The organism is Herbiconiux moechotypicola (genome assembly GCF_024979255.1).
Classification (GTDB): domain Bacteria; phylum Actinomycetota; class Actinomycetes; order Actinomycetales; family Microbacteriaceae; genus Herbiconiux; species Herbiconiux moechotypicola.
In genome coordinates this window covers 327,411-342,520 of sequence record NZ_JANLCN010000001.1, presented here as the reverse complement: position 1 = coordinate 342,520, position 15,110 = coordinate 327,411, and the positions used below count along the sequence as shown (strand labels likewise).

16 protein-coding genes are annotated in these 15,110 nt (G+C 71.0%); 2 read left to right on the top strand and 14 right to left on the bottom strand.

Annotated features, from left to right (window positions below):
* Positions 1-10: 10 nt before the first annotated feature.
* The 7 genes from deoC to N1031_RS01605 form a co-directional block, all read right to left on the bottom strand.
* Positions 11-1,033 (bottom strand): deoxyribose-phosphate aldolase, encoded by a 1,023-nt coding sequence (gene deoC / locus N1031_RS01635; protein WP_259478052.1) that lies wholly within the window; start codon positions 1,031-1,033, stop codon positions 11-13.
* A gap of 63 nt (positions 1,034-1,096) precedes the next feature.
* Positions 1,097-2,350 carry a CynX/NimT family MFS transporter gene (locus N1031_RS01630; protein WP_259477839.1) on the bottom strand — a complete coding sequence of 418 codons (1,254 nt, stop codon included), beginning with the start codon at positions 2,348-2,350 and terminating at the stop codon, positions 1,097-1,099.
* Entirely contained in the window at positions 2,340-3,275 is a 936-nt protein-coding gene (locus tag N1031_RS01625; protein WP_259477838.1) for a bifunctional riboflavin kinase/FAD synthetase, read from the bottom strand. The genes N1031_RS01630 and N1031_RS01625 overlap by 11 nt, the downstream gene beginning before the upstream one ends.
* A complete protein-coding gene (locus N1031_RS01620; RefSeq protein WP_259477837.1) occupies positions 3,272-3,682 on the bottom strand; it encodes a hypothetical protein in 411 nt (136 codons plus the stop codon). The genes N1031_RS01625 and N1031_RS01620 overlap by 4 nt, the downstream gene beginning before the upstream one ends.
* Positions 3,683-3,720: 38 nt before the next feature.
* Positions 3,721-4,089, bottom strand: coding sequence for a hypothetical protein (locus N1031_RS01615; RefSeq protein WP_259477836.1), 369 nt, complete (start codon positions 4,087-4,089; stop codon positions 3,721-3,723).
* On the bottom strand, positions 4,086-5,069 hold the full coding sequence (gene truB, locus N1031_RS01610; protein ID WP_259477835.1) for a tRNA pseudouridine(55) synthase TruB: 984 nt from the start codon (positions 5,067-5,069) through the stop codon (positions 4,086-4,088). The genes N1031_RS01615 and truB overlap by 4 nt, the downstream gene beginning before the upstream one ends.
* 51 nt (positions 5,070-5,120) lie before the next feature.
* Complete coding sequence (locus tag N1031_RS01605) at positions 5,121-5,735, bottom strand: nucleoside/nucleotide kinase family protein (RefSeq protein ID WP_259477834.1); 615 nt, start codon at positions 5,733-5,735, stop codon at positions 5,121-5,123.
* 60 nt (positions 5,736-5,795) lie between these two features.
* Here N1031_RS01605 and N1031_RS01600 point away from each other — a divergent pair, with 60 nt between their 5' ends.
* Positions 5,796-6,665 carry an iron-sulfur binding domain-containing protein gene (locus N1031_RS01600; RefSeq protein ID WP_259477833.1) on the top strand — a complete coding sequence of 290 codons (870 nt, stop codon included), beginning with the start codon at positions 5,796-5,798 and terminating at the stop codon, positions 6,663-6,665.
* A gap of 29 nt (positions 6,666-6,694) precedes the next feature.
* Here the strand turns inward: N1031_RS01600 and rbfA are convergent, their stop codons facing one another.
* The 5 genes from rbfA to N1031_RS01575 all read right to left on the bottom strand — a co-directional run bounded on the left by rbfA (position 6,695) and on the right by N1031_RS01575 (position 13,366).
* Positions 6,695-7,135, bottom strand: a complete 441-nt coding sequence (gene rbfA, locus N1031_RS01595) for a 30S ribosome-binding factor RbfA (protein WP_259477832.1) — start codon at positions 7,133-7,135, stop codon at positions 6,695-6,697.
* 163 nt (positions 7,136-7,298) lie between these two features.
* Positions 7,299-10,133, bottom strand: coding sequence for a translation initiation factor IF-2 (gene infB, locus N1031_RS01590; RefSeq protein ID WP_259477831.1), 2,835 nt, complete (start codon positions 10,131-10,133; stop codon positions 7,299-7,301).
* An 82-nt stretch (positions 10,134-10,215) separates the two neighbouring features.
* Positions 10,216-10,488 carry a YlxR family protein gene (locus tag N1031_RS01585; RefSeq protein WP_259477830.1) on the bottom strand — a complete coding sequence of 91 codons (273 nt, stop codon included), beginning with the start codon at positions 10,486-10,488 and terminating at the stop codon, positions 10,216-10,218.
* Between the two features lie 57 nt (positions 10,489-10,545).
* Positions 10,546-11,544: a transcription termination factor NusA gene (gene nusA / locus N1031_RS01580; RefSeq protein ID WP_259477829.1), complete on the bottom strand. Its 999-nt coding sequence runs from the start codon at positions 11,542-11,544 to the stop codon at positions 10,546-10,548.
* Positions 11,545-11,602: 58 nt separating this feature from the next.
* Positions 11,603-13,366 carry a proline--tRNA ligase gene (locus tag N1031_RS01575; RefSeq protein WP_259477828.1) on the bottom strand — a complete coding sequence of 588 codons (1,764 nt, stop codon included), beginning with the start codon at positions 13,364-13,366 and terminating at the stop codon, positions 11,603-11,605.
* Positions 13,367-13,493: 127 nt separating this feature from the next.
* Here N1031_RS01575 and N1031_RS01570 point away from each other — a divergent pair, with 127 nt between their 5' ends.
* Positions 13,494-14,009, top strand: a complete 516-nt coding sequence (locus N1031_RS01570) for a methylated-DNA--[protein]-cysteine S-methyltransferase (protein WP_259477827.1) — start codon at positions 13,494-13,496, stop codon at positions 14,007-14,009.
* A 15-nt stretch (positions 14,010-14,024) separates the two neighbouring features.
* Here N1031_RS01570 and N1031_RS01565 read toward each other — a convergent pair whose 3' ends face one another.
* A complete protein-coding gene (locus N1031_RS01565) occupies positions 14,025-14,771 on the bottom strand; it encodes a YaaA family protein (protein ID WP_259477826.1) in 747 nt (248 codons plus the stop codon).
* A 71-nt stretch (positions 14,772-14,842) separates the two neighbouring features.
* Positions 14,843-15,109 (bottom strand): F0F1 ATP synthase subunit epsilon, encoded by a 267-nt coding sequence (locus N1031_RS01560; RefSeq protein ID WP_259477825.1) that lies wholly within the window; start codon positions 15,107-15,109, stop codon positions 14,843-14,845.
* Between the last annotated feature and the right edge of the window lies 1 nt (position 15,110).

The following is a 15,110-nucleotide window of genomic DNA, read 5'->3' as shown; positions in this document are numbered from 1 at the left end:
CTCGTTCGTCTCAGTCGATGGTCACGTAGTCGGCGCCGGAGTAGTGCCCGGAGCGCAGCTTCTGCCTCTGCAGCAGCACGTCGTTGAGCAGGCTCGACGCACCGAACCGGAACAGGTGCGGCTGCAGCCACTCCTCGCCCACGGTCTCCGCCACGGTCACGAGGTACTTGATGGCGTCTTTCGACGAGCGGATGCCGCCGGCCGGCTTCACCCCGATCCGCTCGCCGGTGAGCCGGTGCCAGTCGCGCACCACCTCGAGCATGAGCAGCGTGACCGGCAGGGTGGCCGCGGGCGACACCTTGCCGGTGGACGTCTTGATGAAGTCGCCCCCGGCGAGGATGGAGAGCCAGGATGCGCGGCGCACGTTGTCGTAGGTGTTCAGCTCTCCGGTCTCGAGGATGACCTTGAGGTGGGCGTAGCTGCCGTCGGCGCGGCGGCAGGCCTCCTTCACCGCGACGATCTCGTCGAACACCGTGCCGTAGCGTCCGGCCAGGAACGCCCCGCGGTCGATGACCATGTCGATCTCGTCGGCGCCCGCGGCCACGGCGTCGGCGGTGTCGGCGAGTTTGACCGCGAGGGATGCCCGGCCCGAGGGGAACGCGGTCGCGACGGCGGCGACGTTGACGAGCCCGTCACCGGGTTCGGTGGCGCGCCCGGCGGCGTGGGCGGCGCCGAGCGCCTCGACGGCGAACGGAACCATGTCGCCGTAGACGCAGACGGCCGCGACCCGCGGGGTCGATCCGTCCGTCGCATCCGGCACCAGCGCCTTCGCGACGAGCGAGCGCACCTTGCCGGGGGTGTCGGCTCCCTCGAGGGTGGTGAGGTCGATCAGCTCGATGATGCGGTCGAGGGCCCAGGCCTTCGAGGCTGCCTTGATCGAGCGGGTGCCGAGGGCGGCCGCCCGCTGCTCGAGCCCCGTGGCGTCGACACCCGGGAGCCCTTCGAGATAGCGCTTCAGGGCGGACTCGGTGACGTCGTCACCGAGCACCGCCAGGGCTCGTTGTGCGGGGCTGACCGCGTTGTCGATGGTCACGACGTCTCCGTGCTTCTCTCGTCGTCGGGTGCGGCGTCGGGGATCACCCGTCGCGCGCATCCGTCAATTGTGCCACTGGTCTTCGAGCATGCGGGGTTTCGCGACGACGAATCCGGCGATCGCCAGCGCGACCGCGACCCCGAGCAGGAACAGCAGCGAGGCGGTCCAGCCGCCGGTCGCGTCGTGGAGCACTCCGAGCAGCAGGGGGCCGAGAGCGCCGACCGCGTAGCCGATGCCCTGCACAAACGAGCTCAGCGCCACCGTCCCCGGCTGCGTACGGGTGCGGAGGTTGATCAGCACGAGGCAGAGAGGGAACAGCAGCGGGCCGAGACCGATGAACACCACCCACAGCACGGTCGCCGCGGTCGGGGCCAGCAGCAGCCCGAGGTAGCCGACGCCGTAGCAGGCCACCCCGATGGCGAGCATCCAGCCGACCGCGTGTCGCCTGCTCGCGAGCAACGGCACGAGCAGTGAGGCCGGCAGCCCCATCACGGAGAACAGCGACAGCAGTGCGCCCGCCGTCGCGGCGTCGACGCCGGCCACGTCGCGGAGGATCTCGGGCAGCCAGGCGAACATGGCGTAGGCGTTGAGGGCGGTGAAGGCGAACACGAGCATGAGCGACCAGGCGAGGCTCGACCGCAGCACGTGCCCACGCCGTGCCGACGGGGCACCGTCGGGGGCGGAACCGGCCGCATCCTGCTCGCCTGCCGCGCGGCCGCGCACCGTGAGCGCCACCAGCGGTGCGAGCGCCAGCACGGTGAACACCGCCCACATGCCCACGGCGGTGCGCCATCCCGCGCCCTCGGCCACCGGCACCACGAGCAGCGGAGGCAGCGTGGCCCCCACAGCCATCACGGTGGCGTAGAGCGAGGTGACGAACCCGATGCGATCGGGGAAGTAGCGGCGCACCAGGGGCGGGATGAGGATGTTCGCCATGCCCATGCCGGCGAAGGTGAGCGTGCTGCCCGCCACGAGCACCGGGTAGTCGCCCGAGAACGCCCGCACGAGATGACCGGCGAGGGTGGCGGCCATGGCGGCCACCATCACCGTCTCCAGACCCAGCCGGCGCTGGAGAGCGGGAGCGGCGAGGCCGAACACGGCGAAGCAGACGGGCGGCAGCAGACCGAGCACGCCGACGCCCACGCTCCCGAGGGCGATGTCGTCGCCCACCTGGTCGAGGATGGGCGAGAGCACCGCGACCGCGGTGCGCAGATTGAGGCCGATCAGCAGGATGGCGGCGAAGGCGAGCAGCCGGCCACGCCACCGCGGTGCCGGCCCGGCGGGCTCCCGCGACGCCGGCTCGGCGTCAGCCGTCACCGAGAATGGCGCGCACGCCCTCCACGTCGGCGTTCATCTGCTCGATGAGCGGGTCGATGCCGGTGAACCGCACCATGCCCCGGATGCGCGCCACGAACGACACCTCGACGATGTGGTCGTAGAGGTCGAGGTCGCGGTCGAGCACGAACGCCTCCACCTGCTTGGGAGGCACCCCGTCGAAGGTGGGGTTGCTGCCCACCGAGATGGCGGCGGGGTACCGCTCGTCGCCGTCGGTGAGCCAGCCGGCGTAGACGCCGTCGGCGGGGATGAGGCCCTCCGACTGCGGCGAGAGGTTGGCGGTGGGGAACCCGAGCTCGCGCCCGCGCTTGGCGCCGTGCACCACCTCGCCGCGCACCGCGGGCGCCCGGCCGAGGAAGTCGGTGGCGCGCTCGACGTCGCCCTCGTTGAGGAGGTCGCGGATCCAGCTGGAGGAGATCTTGCGCTCGCCCTCGGGGCTGACCTCGGGGATGACGTCGACCTCGAAGCCGAACTCGGCGCCGAGTTCGCGCAGCGTGTCGATGGTGCCGGCACCCTCCGTGCCGAAACGGAAGTCGTGCCCCACCATCACCACGGCGGTGCCGCACACGTCGACCAGAACGGTCTTCACGAAGTCGCGTGGCGTCATCGACGCCAGCGCCTTGTCGAAGCGCAGGAACAGCGTGGTGTCGACACCCGACTCGGCGATGAGCTCGAGCTTCTGCTCGTTGCCCACCAGCACCTGGGGCCGCGACAGCGGGTCGAGCTGAGCCAGCGGATGCCGGTCGAAGGTGATGACGATCGAGCGGAGGCCACGCTGCTGCGACACCCCGATGAGTTCGGCGAGCACGGCCTGGTGCCCGAGGTGCACGCCGTCGAACTTGCCGATGGTGACCGCGGAGGGCCCGAGGGGTTCGGTGATCTCAGCGAGGTCGGTGTAGGTGATCATGCGGTGCGCCGCAGCCAGAGCATGCCGAGCACCGGGAGCACGAGCGGGATGAACAGGTAGCCCATGCCGTACCACGACCACACCGAGGCCTTGGCGAAGAGCTCGGGCAGGAAGAGGCTCAGGGTGCCCACCGTGAGCACGCCCACCAGCTCGAAGGTGATGGTGACCCAGGCCACCCGGTACCAGGCGCGGCCCGGCACGATGAGGGCGATCGTGGCCACGATGTACACCACCGCGGCGACCGCGGAGAGGGTGTAGGCGAACGGGGCCTGGTCGAACTTCGCGATGATCTCGTACACCGAGCGGCCGGTGGCGGCCAGCGCGAGGATGCCGTAGACGATGATGAGAACGCGCCCGATGCCCCGCGCGCGGGTGGAGACGGGGCGTGTGAGGGTGTCGTGGGACATGGCAGTACGAGTTTATGGCACGTCGAAGGCGCGGCCGGTCACGCGCCCTGCACGAACCAGATGACGTTCATGCGGTAGACCATCACGGCCACGGCCAGGCACACGGCGCCCAGCACCACCGTGCTCCAGCGCGAGCGTTCGATGAGGGCCCAGAATCCGCCCGCCACGGGCAGCAGCACCGCCGACACGAGGTAGATGTAGAACTCCAGAAGACTGCCCGTGGGCTCGTTGCCGAAGGCGGGAGAGGCGATCGCGATCACGAGCTGCGCGATGAGGAGCACCTCCACGAGCGCGGCCGCGCCCATGGTGAGGTCGCTGGGCTTCCGGCCGGCGAGCCCCAGCACGACGCAGAGCAGTCCGGCCGCCACCGCGACCGACACCTGCACGATGGTGAACCACTCGATCATGATGCGGCTCCGGTCTCGTCGGGCGGGAAGTTCACGATGCTCTTGGCACGGCCGTCGCGCGACTCGACGAGCCCGAGCAGGCGGCCGCCGGGCGTGATCGCGGCGATCGGGCCGTCCGTCTGGGGCGACCAGGGCACCGGGTTCGGCACATCGACCCGCTGACCGTGTCCGAGCGCCGTGGCGCTCGCGGGATCGAGGTTCCAGACCGGGAAGAGCCGGGCGGCCGTCTCGGCGGCGGGGCGCAGCGGCAGGGGGTCTCCGGCCTCGGCGAACCGGCCGAGCGCGTCGAGCTCGTGGGCGTCGCCGACGCCGAACGGTCCGATGCGGGTGCGGCGGAGGGCCGTGAGGTGCCCGCCGACGCCGAGCGCCCGGCCCACGTCGCGCGCGATGGCGCGGATGTAGGTGCCGGAGGAGCAGACGACCCGCACGTCGACGTCGAGAAAGTGCTGCGGCGCATCCGGCCCGCCCGGGTTCGACACCGGGCGCGGCGGGCCGAGCAGCTCGATCTCCGCGATCGTCACGACACGGGCGGCCAGGGCCACCTCCTCGCCCTCGCGCACGCGCGCGTAGGCCCGCTTGCCATCGACCTTGATGGCGCTCACCGAACTGGGAACCTGCTCGATGCGGCCCGTCTGCGCCGCGAAGGCGGCCTCCACGTCGGCGACAGCGAGGTCGGTGGGGTCGAGGGCTCCGGGTACCGGCTCGAGCAGCTCGCCCTCGGCGTCATCGGTGGTGGTGGCGGTGCCGAGCCGCACGGTGGCGAGGTACTCCTTGTCGAGGCCGACCACGTAGGTGAGCAGGCGGGTGGAGCTGTTGAGTCCGAGCACGAGCAGACCCGTCGCCATCGGGTCGAGCGTGCCGGCGTGGCCGACCTTGCGGGTGCCGGCCAGACGGCGGGTGCGCGCGACCACGTCGTGGCTGGTGAGACCCTGGGGCTTGTCGACGAGGAGAATGCCGCTCGCGCCGCTCGGGGATGTCACGACTGCCACTTTAACAGGCGTGATCGCTCTGCCGTGGTCGCCTCGTCGTGCTCAGCACGAGTCGGCGAAGGTGCGGCGCGGATGCGCGGGGTCGGTGACGTCGACGATGGCGGTGGCGCCGAATCGCGGCCCCGCCTCGGACTGGTACAGCGCGTCGGCGCCCCTCACCGCATCCGTCACCCCGTCGAGCCGTGACTCGAGGTAGGCCGTGAACACGAAGCTGCCCCGGAGCCCCGGTCGCTGCAGGAACGGGCCGTCGAGCACGAGCACCGCGTCGGCCGGCGCCGTGAACCAGCGCGACTCGAACGGCACGTCGCGCCCGGCGTCGAAGGCCTGGGTCTGGAACCCCGTGCTGCCCCCGAGCAGGAACGGCTCGAGGAGCACACGGCGGAGCGTGGAGTAGTCGAAGCGGTCGTGGTACCACGCGTCGGCGCTGTCGGCGCCGAGACGGTCGCGCTGGGCCCGGGGCTGCTGGAAATCGTCGAGGCTCGCACGCACCACCTCGGTGCCCGCCCGCTCGAACGCGGCGGAGAGCTCGTCGGCGACGGGGCCGGTGCGCTCCAGACCGTCGACCGCCACGATGCGGCGGCCGCGGGCGTAGTTGTGGGTGATCTCGCGCACGAGGGCGTCGGCGAAGTCGCTGGCGGGAGACGGGGGTGTGACCATGCGTCGATTCTAGGAGCGCTCACCGCCGGTGCTGTCGGACGAGACGCCTAAAGTGGAGGGATGCCCCCGATCGCCCCGGCGGTGAACGCGTGGTTCGCCGAGAACGCCCGCAACCTGCCGTGGCGCCGGCCGGGCTTTCCCGCCTGGGGCACGCTGGTGAGCGAGTTCATGCTGCAGCAGACCCCGGTGGCGCGGGTGGTCCCGCGCCTGGCGGAGTGGCTCGAGCGCTGGCCGACGCCGGCCGATCTCGCCGCCGACGCCCCCGGAGAGGCGGTGCGGGCGTGGCAGTCGCTCGGCTATCCGCGCCGCGCGTTGCGGCTGCACGCCTGCGCCGTGGCGATCGCGGAGCGGTTCGGCGGTGTGGTGCCGCACTCCGTCGACGCGTTGCTCTCGCTTCCCGGCGTGGGCGACTACACCGCGCGGGCGGTCGCCGTGTTCGCCTACGGGCACCGGCACCCGGTGGTCGACACGAACATCCGCCGGGTGATCGCGCGCGCGGTCGACGGGCTGCCGGATGCGCCGGCTCCGAACGCCACACGCGACCTGCCCGCGATGGAGGCGCTCCTCCCCCACGATCTCGCCGAGGCGGCGCGGTTCAACGCCGGCATGATGGAGCTCGGCGCGCTCGTGTGCACGGCGAGGTCGCCGCGCTGCGAGGCGTGCCCGCTCGCCTCCTCGTGCGCGTGGCTCGCGGCCGGCCGGCCGCAGCTCGAGGTGGCCCGCCGGCCGGTGCAGAAGAAATACGAGGGCTCCGACCGCCAGGCCCGCGGCGCGCTGCTGCGGGTGCTGCGCGACACCACCGGGCCCGTGCCTGCCGACCGCCTCGCGGAGGCGGTGCCCGACCCGGCCCGCTACGGCCGGGCCCTCACCGGCCTCCTCACCGACGGCCTCCTCGTGGCCCTCTCCGACGACCTCTTCGCCCTCCCCTGAGGCCCGGGCGGTTCGTCACCGAACGAACGTCAGTCCTCGTCGTCGGCGACGGTGCGCGGCTTGACGTAGGGGTCGGCGTCGCCGGCGTACTGCGCCGATTTCGCGAGGCCCTCCACGACGGCGTCGCGCGACTTCGCCTCGGCGAGCAGGTCTTCGAGCGCCTTGGCGCTCTCGGGCAGGGCGTCGGCGATGAACTCCAGCGACGGCGTCAGGCGTGCCGTGATGTTCTTGCCCACCTCGGAGCGCAGCATCCCCGTCGCCGACTTGAGCGCCGCGGCCGAATCGGCCCGCTCCTTCTCGTCGCCGTACACGGTGTAGAAGATCGACGCGTGCTGCAGATCACCGGTCACGCGCACATCCGTGATCGTCACGAACCCGAGCCGAGGATCCCTGATCCCCTTCTCCAGCCTCCGCGCCACGATCTCCTTGATCCGATCCGCCATCTTCGCAGCCCTCTGCGCATCCACCATGACCTACTCCTCCCTCTCTCTCCCCCACGTCGAACCGGTACCGAACCGCTACCGACTGTAAACCGAAAGGGGCCCGATGAGGGTTTCGCCTCCCCGCCGCCTTTGAGCTTGCTCAACCCTTAGGCGGGGAGGTGAAACCCTCATCGGGCCCCGACCCACAGGTCTACACCCGGGGCTTCTCCTTCATCTCGATCGTCTCGATCTCGTCCCCGACCTGGATGTCGTTGAACTTACCCAGCCCGATACCGGCTTCGAAGTCCGTCCGCACCTCGGTGACGTCGTCCTTGAACCGGCGCAGCGACTCGATCGACAGGTTGTCTCCCACCACGACGCCCTCGCGGATGACGCGGGCCTTGGCGTTGCGCGTGATCGTTCCCGACCGCACGATGACACCGGCGATGTTGCCGAACTTCGAGGAGCGGAAGATCTCGCGGATCTCGGCCACACCCGACTGCACCTCTTCGAACTCGGGCTTGAGCATGCCCTTGAGCGAGTTCTCGATGTCGTCGAGCGCGGTGTAGATGACCGAGTAGAAGCGGATGTCCACACCCTCGCGGGCGGCACGCTCGCGCGCCTTCGTGTCGGGTCGCACGTTGAACCCGATGATGATGGCGTTGTCGACCGTGGCCAGGTTGACGTCGGACTCGGTGACGGCACCCACACCGCGGTGGATGATGCGCAGCTGCACGCTGTCGTCGACCTCGATCTTGAGCAGCGATTCCTCGAGCGCCTCGACGGCACCGGAGACGTCACCCTTGATGATGAGGTTGAGCGCCTCGACCTTGCCCTCTTCGAGTGCACGGGTGAAGTCTTCGAGCGAGATGCGCTTGCGGGCCTTGGCCAGCGACGCGTTGCGCTCGGCGGCCTCGCGCTTCTCGGCGATCTGGCGGGCGGTGCGGTCTTCCTCGGTGACGAGGAAGGTGTCGCCTGCGCGGGGCACGGTCGACAGACCCTGCACCTGCACCGGACGCGACGGCGTGGCCGCTGTGACGGTCTCGCCGTTCTCGTCGACCATCGCCCGCACACGACCGTAGGCGGTGCCCGCCACGATCGCGTCGCCGACCTTGAGGGTTCCCGACTGGATGAGCACGGTCGCGACGGCGCCGCGGCCCTTGTCGAGCTTGGCCTCGATGGCCACACCACGAGCATCCTTGTTGGGGTTCGCCCGCAGGTCGAGACCGGCGTCGGCGGTGAGCAGCACCGCGTCGAGCAGGTCTTGGATGCCGATGTTGTTGCGCGCGGAGACGTCGACGAACATGACGTCGCCGCCGTACTCCTCGGCCACCAGGTTGTACTCGGTGAGCTGCTGGCGCACCTTGGCGGGGTTGGCGTCTTCTTTGTCGATCTTGTTGACCGCGACCACGATCGGCACGTTGGCCGCCTGGGCGTGGTTGAGCGCCTCGATCGTCTGCGGCATGATGCCGTCGTCGGCGGCGACCACGAGGATGGCGATGTCGGTCACCTGGGCACCACGGGCACGCATGGCGGTGAACGCCTCGTGACCCGGGGTGTCGATGAAGGTGATCGGGCGCTCGATGCCCTCGTGCTCGGTGACCACCTGGTAGGCACCGATGTGCTGGGTGATGCCGCCGGCCTCGCCCGCCACCACGTTGGCGTTGCGGATGGCGTCGAGCAGTCGCGTCTTACCGTGGTCGACGTGACCCATGACGGTGACGACCGGGGGACGGATCTCGAGGTCGTCGTCGGTCTCGTCTTCCAGCTCCTGGTCGAGGTCGATGTCGAAGCCCTCGAGCAGCTCGCGGTCCTCGTCCTCCGGCGACACCATCTGGATCTTGTAGCCGAGCTCCTCGCCGAGCACCTGGAAGGTGGCCTCGTCGAGCGACTCCGTGGCCGTCGCCATCTCACCGAGGTGGAACAGCACGGTCACCAGGTTACCCGGGCTCGCGTCGATCTTGTCGGCGAAATCGGTGATGGAGGCGCCACGGCGCAGACGGATGACGGTCGAGCCGTCGCCGCGGGGAACGCTCACGCCGCCCAGCGACGGGGCTTCCCTCAGCTCGAACTCGGCCCTCTTCGTGCGCTTCGACTTGCGCGCCTTGCTCTTGCCGCCACCGCGGCCGAAGGCACCCGCGGTGCCACCACCGGGGCCACGACCACGGCCGCCGCCGCCCGGGCGCGCGGCGAAGCCGCCGGCCGGGGCGCCACCGGGGCGGAAGCCGCCGGCACCGGGCGCGGGACGGGCACCGCCGCCCTGCGCGGCACCGGGACGGAAGCCGCCGGCACCGCCCGGGCGAGGAGCACCGGGACGCGGCGCACCGGGACGCGGGGCGCCCGGGCGGGGCGCACCCGGACGCGGAGCGCCGGGACGCGGGATGGCGCCGCCGGCGCCGCCGCCCGAGCCGGAGCGCTGCATGCCCTGCTGGCTCGCGAAGGGATTGTTGCCGGGACGCGGGCCGCCGGGGCGCTGCATGCCCTGCTGGCTCGCGAAGGGATTGTTGCCGGGGCGGGGGATGCCGGGACGCGGGGCGCCCGGACGGGGCGCGGCGGAGTCGCCGGCGCTCGGGGCCGCGGGACGGGGAGCGGCCGGGGTCGCGCCCGGCGCCGGAGCGGCGGGGGTGGATGCGGCGGGAGCCTGCGGCGCGGGCGCGGCGGACGGAGCCTGCGGAGCCGACGCGGCCGGGGCAGGAGCCTGAGCGGCACGCTGCGGCGCGGGAGCCGGAGTCGACGCCGCGGGGGCGGGTGCCGCCGGGGTGCGCGGCGCGGGGGCCGCGGGGCCGGGACGCGGGCCGGACGGCCGCGGAGCCTGGCCACCGGGGCGAGGTGCGGGCGACGAACCCGACGGAGCGGCCGAGCCGCTGCCGCCCTCGGCGGCGCCGGCCTTGATCAGCGCTTCGCGGAGACGCCGGGCCACCGGGGGCTCGATGCTCGACGACGGGCCCTTGACGAACTGGCCCATCTCTTTGAGGGTCGCGAGAGCGACCTTGCTGTCGACGCCGAGCTCGGCGGCGACTTCGTGTACGCGTGGTTTTGCAGCCACAATTCTCCTGTCTGGGCCTGCCCAGACAGGGCAGGCGTTAGTTGCGGACGGGTCTCATTTCGAGCCGCTCATCAGTTGTCACTCATGGGTTCACGGTGCCGTTCAGCCTGTTCTCTACTGTTGTCGTGTCGAGGGCCCCGTCGAGGCGGAGCGCACGCCCGAAGGCGCGACGCGTGACCGCTTTCTGAAAGCACTCGGGTGAGGGATGCAACCATGCGCCACGCCCGGGAAGAGTGGCCGTCTCATCGACGACCAGAACCTGTCCCTCTGGGACACGATCCCTGGCGACGACCCTCAGCAAGGAGGACCGTGTGGCGCGCGCACGACATCCGACGCACGTTCTAACGGGTTCCATGTTACTCCATATTCCGGGCCGGCCGGATCGGGGCACGATCCGGCACGCGCATCCGGATCAGTCCCCGTCGAGGATGGAATCGGGCTGGATGTCGATCTTCGCGCCCGTGAGCTTGGCCGCGAGGCGGGCGTTCTGCCCCTCCTTGCCGATGGCGAGCGAGAGCTGGTAGTCGGGCACGAGCGCGCGCACGGCCTTGGTGGCGGAGTCGATGACGAAGGCGCTCGACACCTTGGCGGGCGACAGTGCGTTGGCCACGAAGGTGGCCAGGTCGTCGGAGTAGTCGACGATGTCGATCTTCTCGTTGCCGAGTTCGGCGGTCACCGCGCGCACGCGCTGGCCGAGCTCGCCGATGCAGGCGCCCTTGGCATTGACGCCGGGCTCGGTGGCCCGCACCGCGATCTTGGTGCGGTGACCGGCCTCGCGGGCGAGTGAGACGATCTCCACCACGCCGGAGGCGATCTCGGGCACCTCGAGCGCGAACAGCTTGCGCACCAGCGACGGGTGCGTGCGCGACACGGTGATCGACGGACCCTTGGGCCCCTTCGCCACGCTCGTGACATACACCCGGATGCGCGTGCCGTGCGCGTAGTCCTCACCCGGCACCTGCTCCTCGGGCGGCAGGATCGCCTCGATCGACCCGAGGTCGACGTGGATCATGCGCGGGTTCGGCCCCTGCTGGATGACGCCGGCCACGATGTCGCCCTCGCGGCCGCGGAACTCGCCGAGCACCTTGTCGTCGCCGATGTCGCGCAGCCGCTGGTTGATGACCTGCTTGGCCGCGAAGGCCGCGATGCGGCCGAAGTCGCTCGGGTTCTCCTCGGCCTCGCCGATCACCACGCCGTCGTCGTCGTACTCCGGCACGAAGATGCTGATGTGCCCCGACTTGCGGTCGAGGTGCACCCGCGCGGAGGGCAGGCCCTCCTCGTCGGCGGCCGGGCGATCGGTGTGCTTGAGATACGCGGTGAGGATGGCCTGCTCGATGATGGCGACGAGCTCCTCGAAAGGGATCTCTCGTTCGCGTTCCAGAAGACGTAGGACGCTGAGGTCGATGTCCACTTCCGGCCTCCTCTGTTCAGATCTCGATGCCGAACTCTCCGGCAGTCAAACGCATAGACTACCCGAAGCTCGCCGCCACGGCATCCAGGGGCAGTGTGGTGCGCTCCCCCGTGGCCCGATCCCACAGTTCGACCACGCCCTCCGCGACCCCGCGGCCCACGATCACGATCTGAGGCACGCCGATGAGCTCGGCGTCGCCGAACTTCACCCCGGGCGACACCTTGGGCCGGTCGTCGTAGAGCACCTCGAGACCCTTGGCCTCGAGCTCGGCGGCCACGGCCTCGGCGGCCTGGAAGATCTCCTCGCCGCGGCCCGTGGCGATCACGTGCACGTCGAACGGCGCGACCGAGCGCGGCCAGATGAGCCCCTTCGCGTCGTTGTTGAGCTCGGCGATGATGGCCAGGATGCGCGTGACGCCGATGCCGTACGACCCCATGGTCACGGTGACCAGCTTGCCGTTCTCGTCGAGCACCCGGAGCCCGAGCGCCTCGGCGTACTTGCGCCCGAGCTGGAAGACGTGGCCGATCTCCATCCCCTTGGCCAGCTCGACCGGCCCCGACCCGTCGGGAGCGGGGTCGCCCGCGACCACCTCGGCCACCTGGGCGATGCCGTCCGAAGAGAAGTCGCGGCCCGCGACCAGACCGAACACGTGGCGGCCGTGCTCGTTGGCCCCGGTGATCCAGCCCGACCCTTCCGACACCCGGGGGTCGGTGAGGAAGCGGATGCCCGTGGCCGACTCCTCGCCGAGCACGGCACCCGAGGGCGACCACGGACCGATGTACCCCTTCACGAGACCGGGGTGCTTCGCGAAGTCCGCCTCTGTCGCGGGCTCCACCTCCGAGGGGGCGAAGGCCACCTCGGCGCGCTTCATGTCGACCTCGCGGTCGCCCGGGAGCCCCACGACCACGAGCTCGCGCGAGCCGTCGAGGTGGGTGAGGGCGAGCACGACGTTCTTCAGCGTGTCGGCCGCCGTCCAGGCGCGGCCGTCGGGCCGGGGGTGCACGTCGTTGGCCCGATCGACCAGGGTCTGGATGGTGGGCGTGTCCGGCGTGTCGAGCACCTCCGCGGGGGTGAGCCCTTCGAACGAGCGGGCGGGAGGTGCCGTGGTGGTGAAGGCCTCGACGTTCGCCGCGTAGCCGCCGGCCGAGCGCACGAAGGTGTCTTCGCCCACGGGCGTGGGGTGCAGGAACTCCTCGCTCTTCGAGCCGCCCATCGCTCCCGCATCCGCCTTCACGATGACGTACTCGAGCCCGAGCCGAGTGAAGATGCGCTCGTAGGCGTCGCGCTGCGCCTGGTAGGAGGCGTCGAGTCCGGCGTCGCTGGCGTCGAAGGAGTAGGCGTCCTTCATGGTGAACTCGCGGCCGCGCAGGAGTCCGGCCCGGGGCCTGGCCTCGTCGCGGTACTTGTCCTGGATCTGGTAGATCGTGAGGGGCAGGTCTTTGTAGCTCGAATAGAGGTCTTTCACGAGCAGCGTGAACACCTCCTCGTGCGTCGGCGCGAGCACGTAACCGGCCTCGCGGCGGTCGCTCAGCCGGAACATCCCGGGCCCGTACTCCTCGTACCGGCCGGTCTGCTCGTAGGGCTCCTTCGGCAGCAACGCAGGGAAGTGCACCTCGAAGGCGCCCGCTGCCGCCATCTCCTCGCGGATGATCGCCTCGATGCGCCCCTTCACCCGCAGCCCCAGCGGCAGCCACGCGAAGATGCCCGGCGCCTGACGGCGGATGTAGCCGGCCCGCACGAGCAGGCGGTGGCTGGTGACCTCGGCATCGGAGGGGTCTTCGCGGAGCGTACGGAGGAAGTAGGACGACAAGCGTGTAGGCACGACATCGATGTTAGTCGCCCGCACCGGCGAGCCACTTCTCCTGCACAGGCAAGCGGATGCGCCCCAACTGTCCACAGAACGCGTCGGGGAAGGCAGGGGGCCGGGACCGCGACCCTAGCGTCGAGGCATGGACACACTGATTCAGCTGCGCGCTGCATCGCCTTTCCTGCAACGCTGCGAGACACCGATCGGCCGGGTGGAGGTGTTGAGCGACGGAGAGGCGGTCACCTCGGTCGCACTGGAGCAACGGGGTTCGCTCCCCCACGACGGTCTCGCCTACGACTCCGACGCGGTGGCCGACGAGGCCGTCGCACAGCTGCTCGACTACTTCCAGGGGGTGCGCAGACGGTTCACCGTGCCCGTGGCGCACCACGGTACCCCGTTCCAGCACGCGGTCTGGGCGGTGCTCGCCGAGCTTCGCTGGGGTGAGCACACGAGCTACGGCGCGATCGCCCGTGCCGTCGGCCGGGCCGGTTCCGGCCGCGCGGTGGGCGGGGCGATCGCCATCAACCCCACGCCGCTCATCGTGGGTTGCCACCGGGTGCTCTCCGCCACCGGGAGGGTGACGGGCTGGAGCTGGGGCGACGGCGCCGCCACGAAGGCCAGGCTGCTCGCCCACGAGGGCATCCCGTTCATCCCGTGAGCGACAGGCTGCGGGTCACACCTCGAGCAGGAGCTCGCCGTCGGGGGCGAGCGAGAGCGCGAAGCCCGTCACCGCGCCCCAGGCGATGAGGTCGTCGACCGAGTCGAGGTCGTGCTCCGTCTGCACCAGCGCGCGGGCCAACTCGCCCTTGCCCTTCTTGTTGAAGTGGTTCAGCGCCCGCTGCACCCCGTCGTCTCCGGTGGTCACCACGCGCAGGAAGTGCGAGCGCACCGTCGGCGGAACCGGGCCCAGGCCGACGTAGCCCTCGGAGCGCAGGTCGAGCACGAGCTGGTCGCCCTGCGCCGCCAGTTCCTTCGACACGGGCGCCGCCCAGGTGGCGCGCAAGGTCTCCCCTTCGAGCCGGGAGTCGTGCGAGAGGCGGTACGCCGGGATCGGGTCGAAGCCACCGACGAGACCGAACAGAGCCGAATGGATACGGAGCCGCTCCCCGGCACGCTCCCGCGATGCACCGTCCAGCGTCGGAGCGTCGAGCGCCTCGTAGAGCACACCGGTGTAGCGATCCATGGCCGCCATGGTGGGCGAGCTCGTGACGGCGCGGTTGCGATCGACCTCGCCCGCGAGCTTCGGGCCCAGCTTGAGCCGGCGCATCATCTCGTCGGGAGTGCGGGCGAGCGCGCGGAGCCGTCGCACCACCCCACGACGGCGAGGATTGAGACGCGGGTGCGCGAGTGCGGCGTAGTCGAGCGGTGCGCCCTCACCACCGTCGCGCTTGGTCTCGGAGGGCGGGAGCAGGATGAGCACGGCCGGGGCCTTTCACGGGAAAGACCGCCGCACCCGGCCCGGAGGCGGGGTGCGGCGGTCTGCCAGGGGTGTTACTTGATCAGTTCGGCGTCGCGCGCGACGATCGTGACGGTGTCGTTCTCCACGGAGAGGAAGCCGTCGTCGGCGCGGGCGACGAGACGCTCGCCGCTCGTGGCGTTCACGCGCACCTCACCGGCAGAGAGGATCGCGAGCAGGGGCTCGTGACCGGCGAGGATGCCGATCTCGCCCTCGACCGTCTTGGCGACGACCATGCTCGCCTCGCCGGACCAGATCTGCTGGTCGGCCGAGACCACGCTCACCGTCAGGGGCTTCGCCATG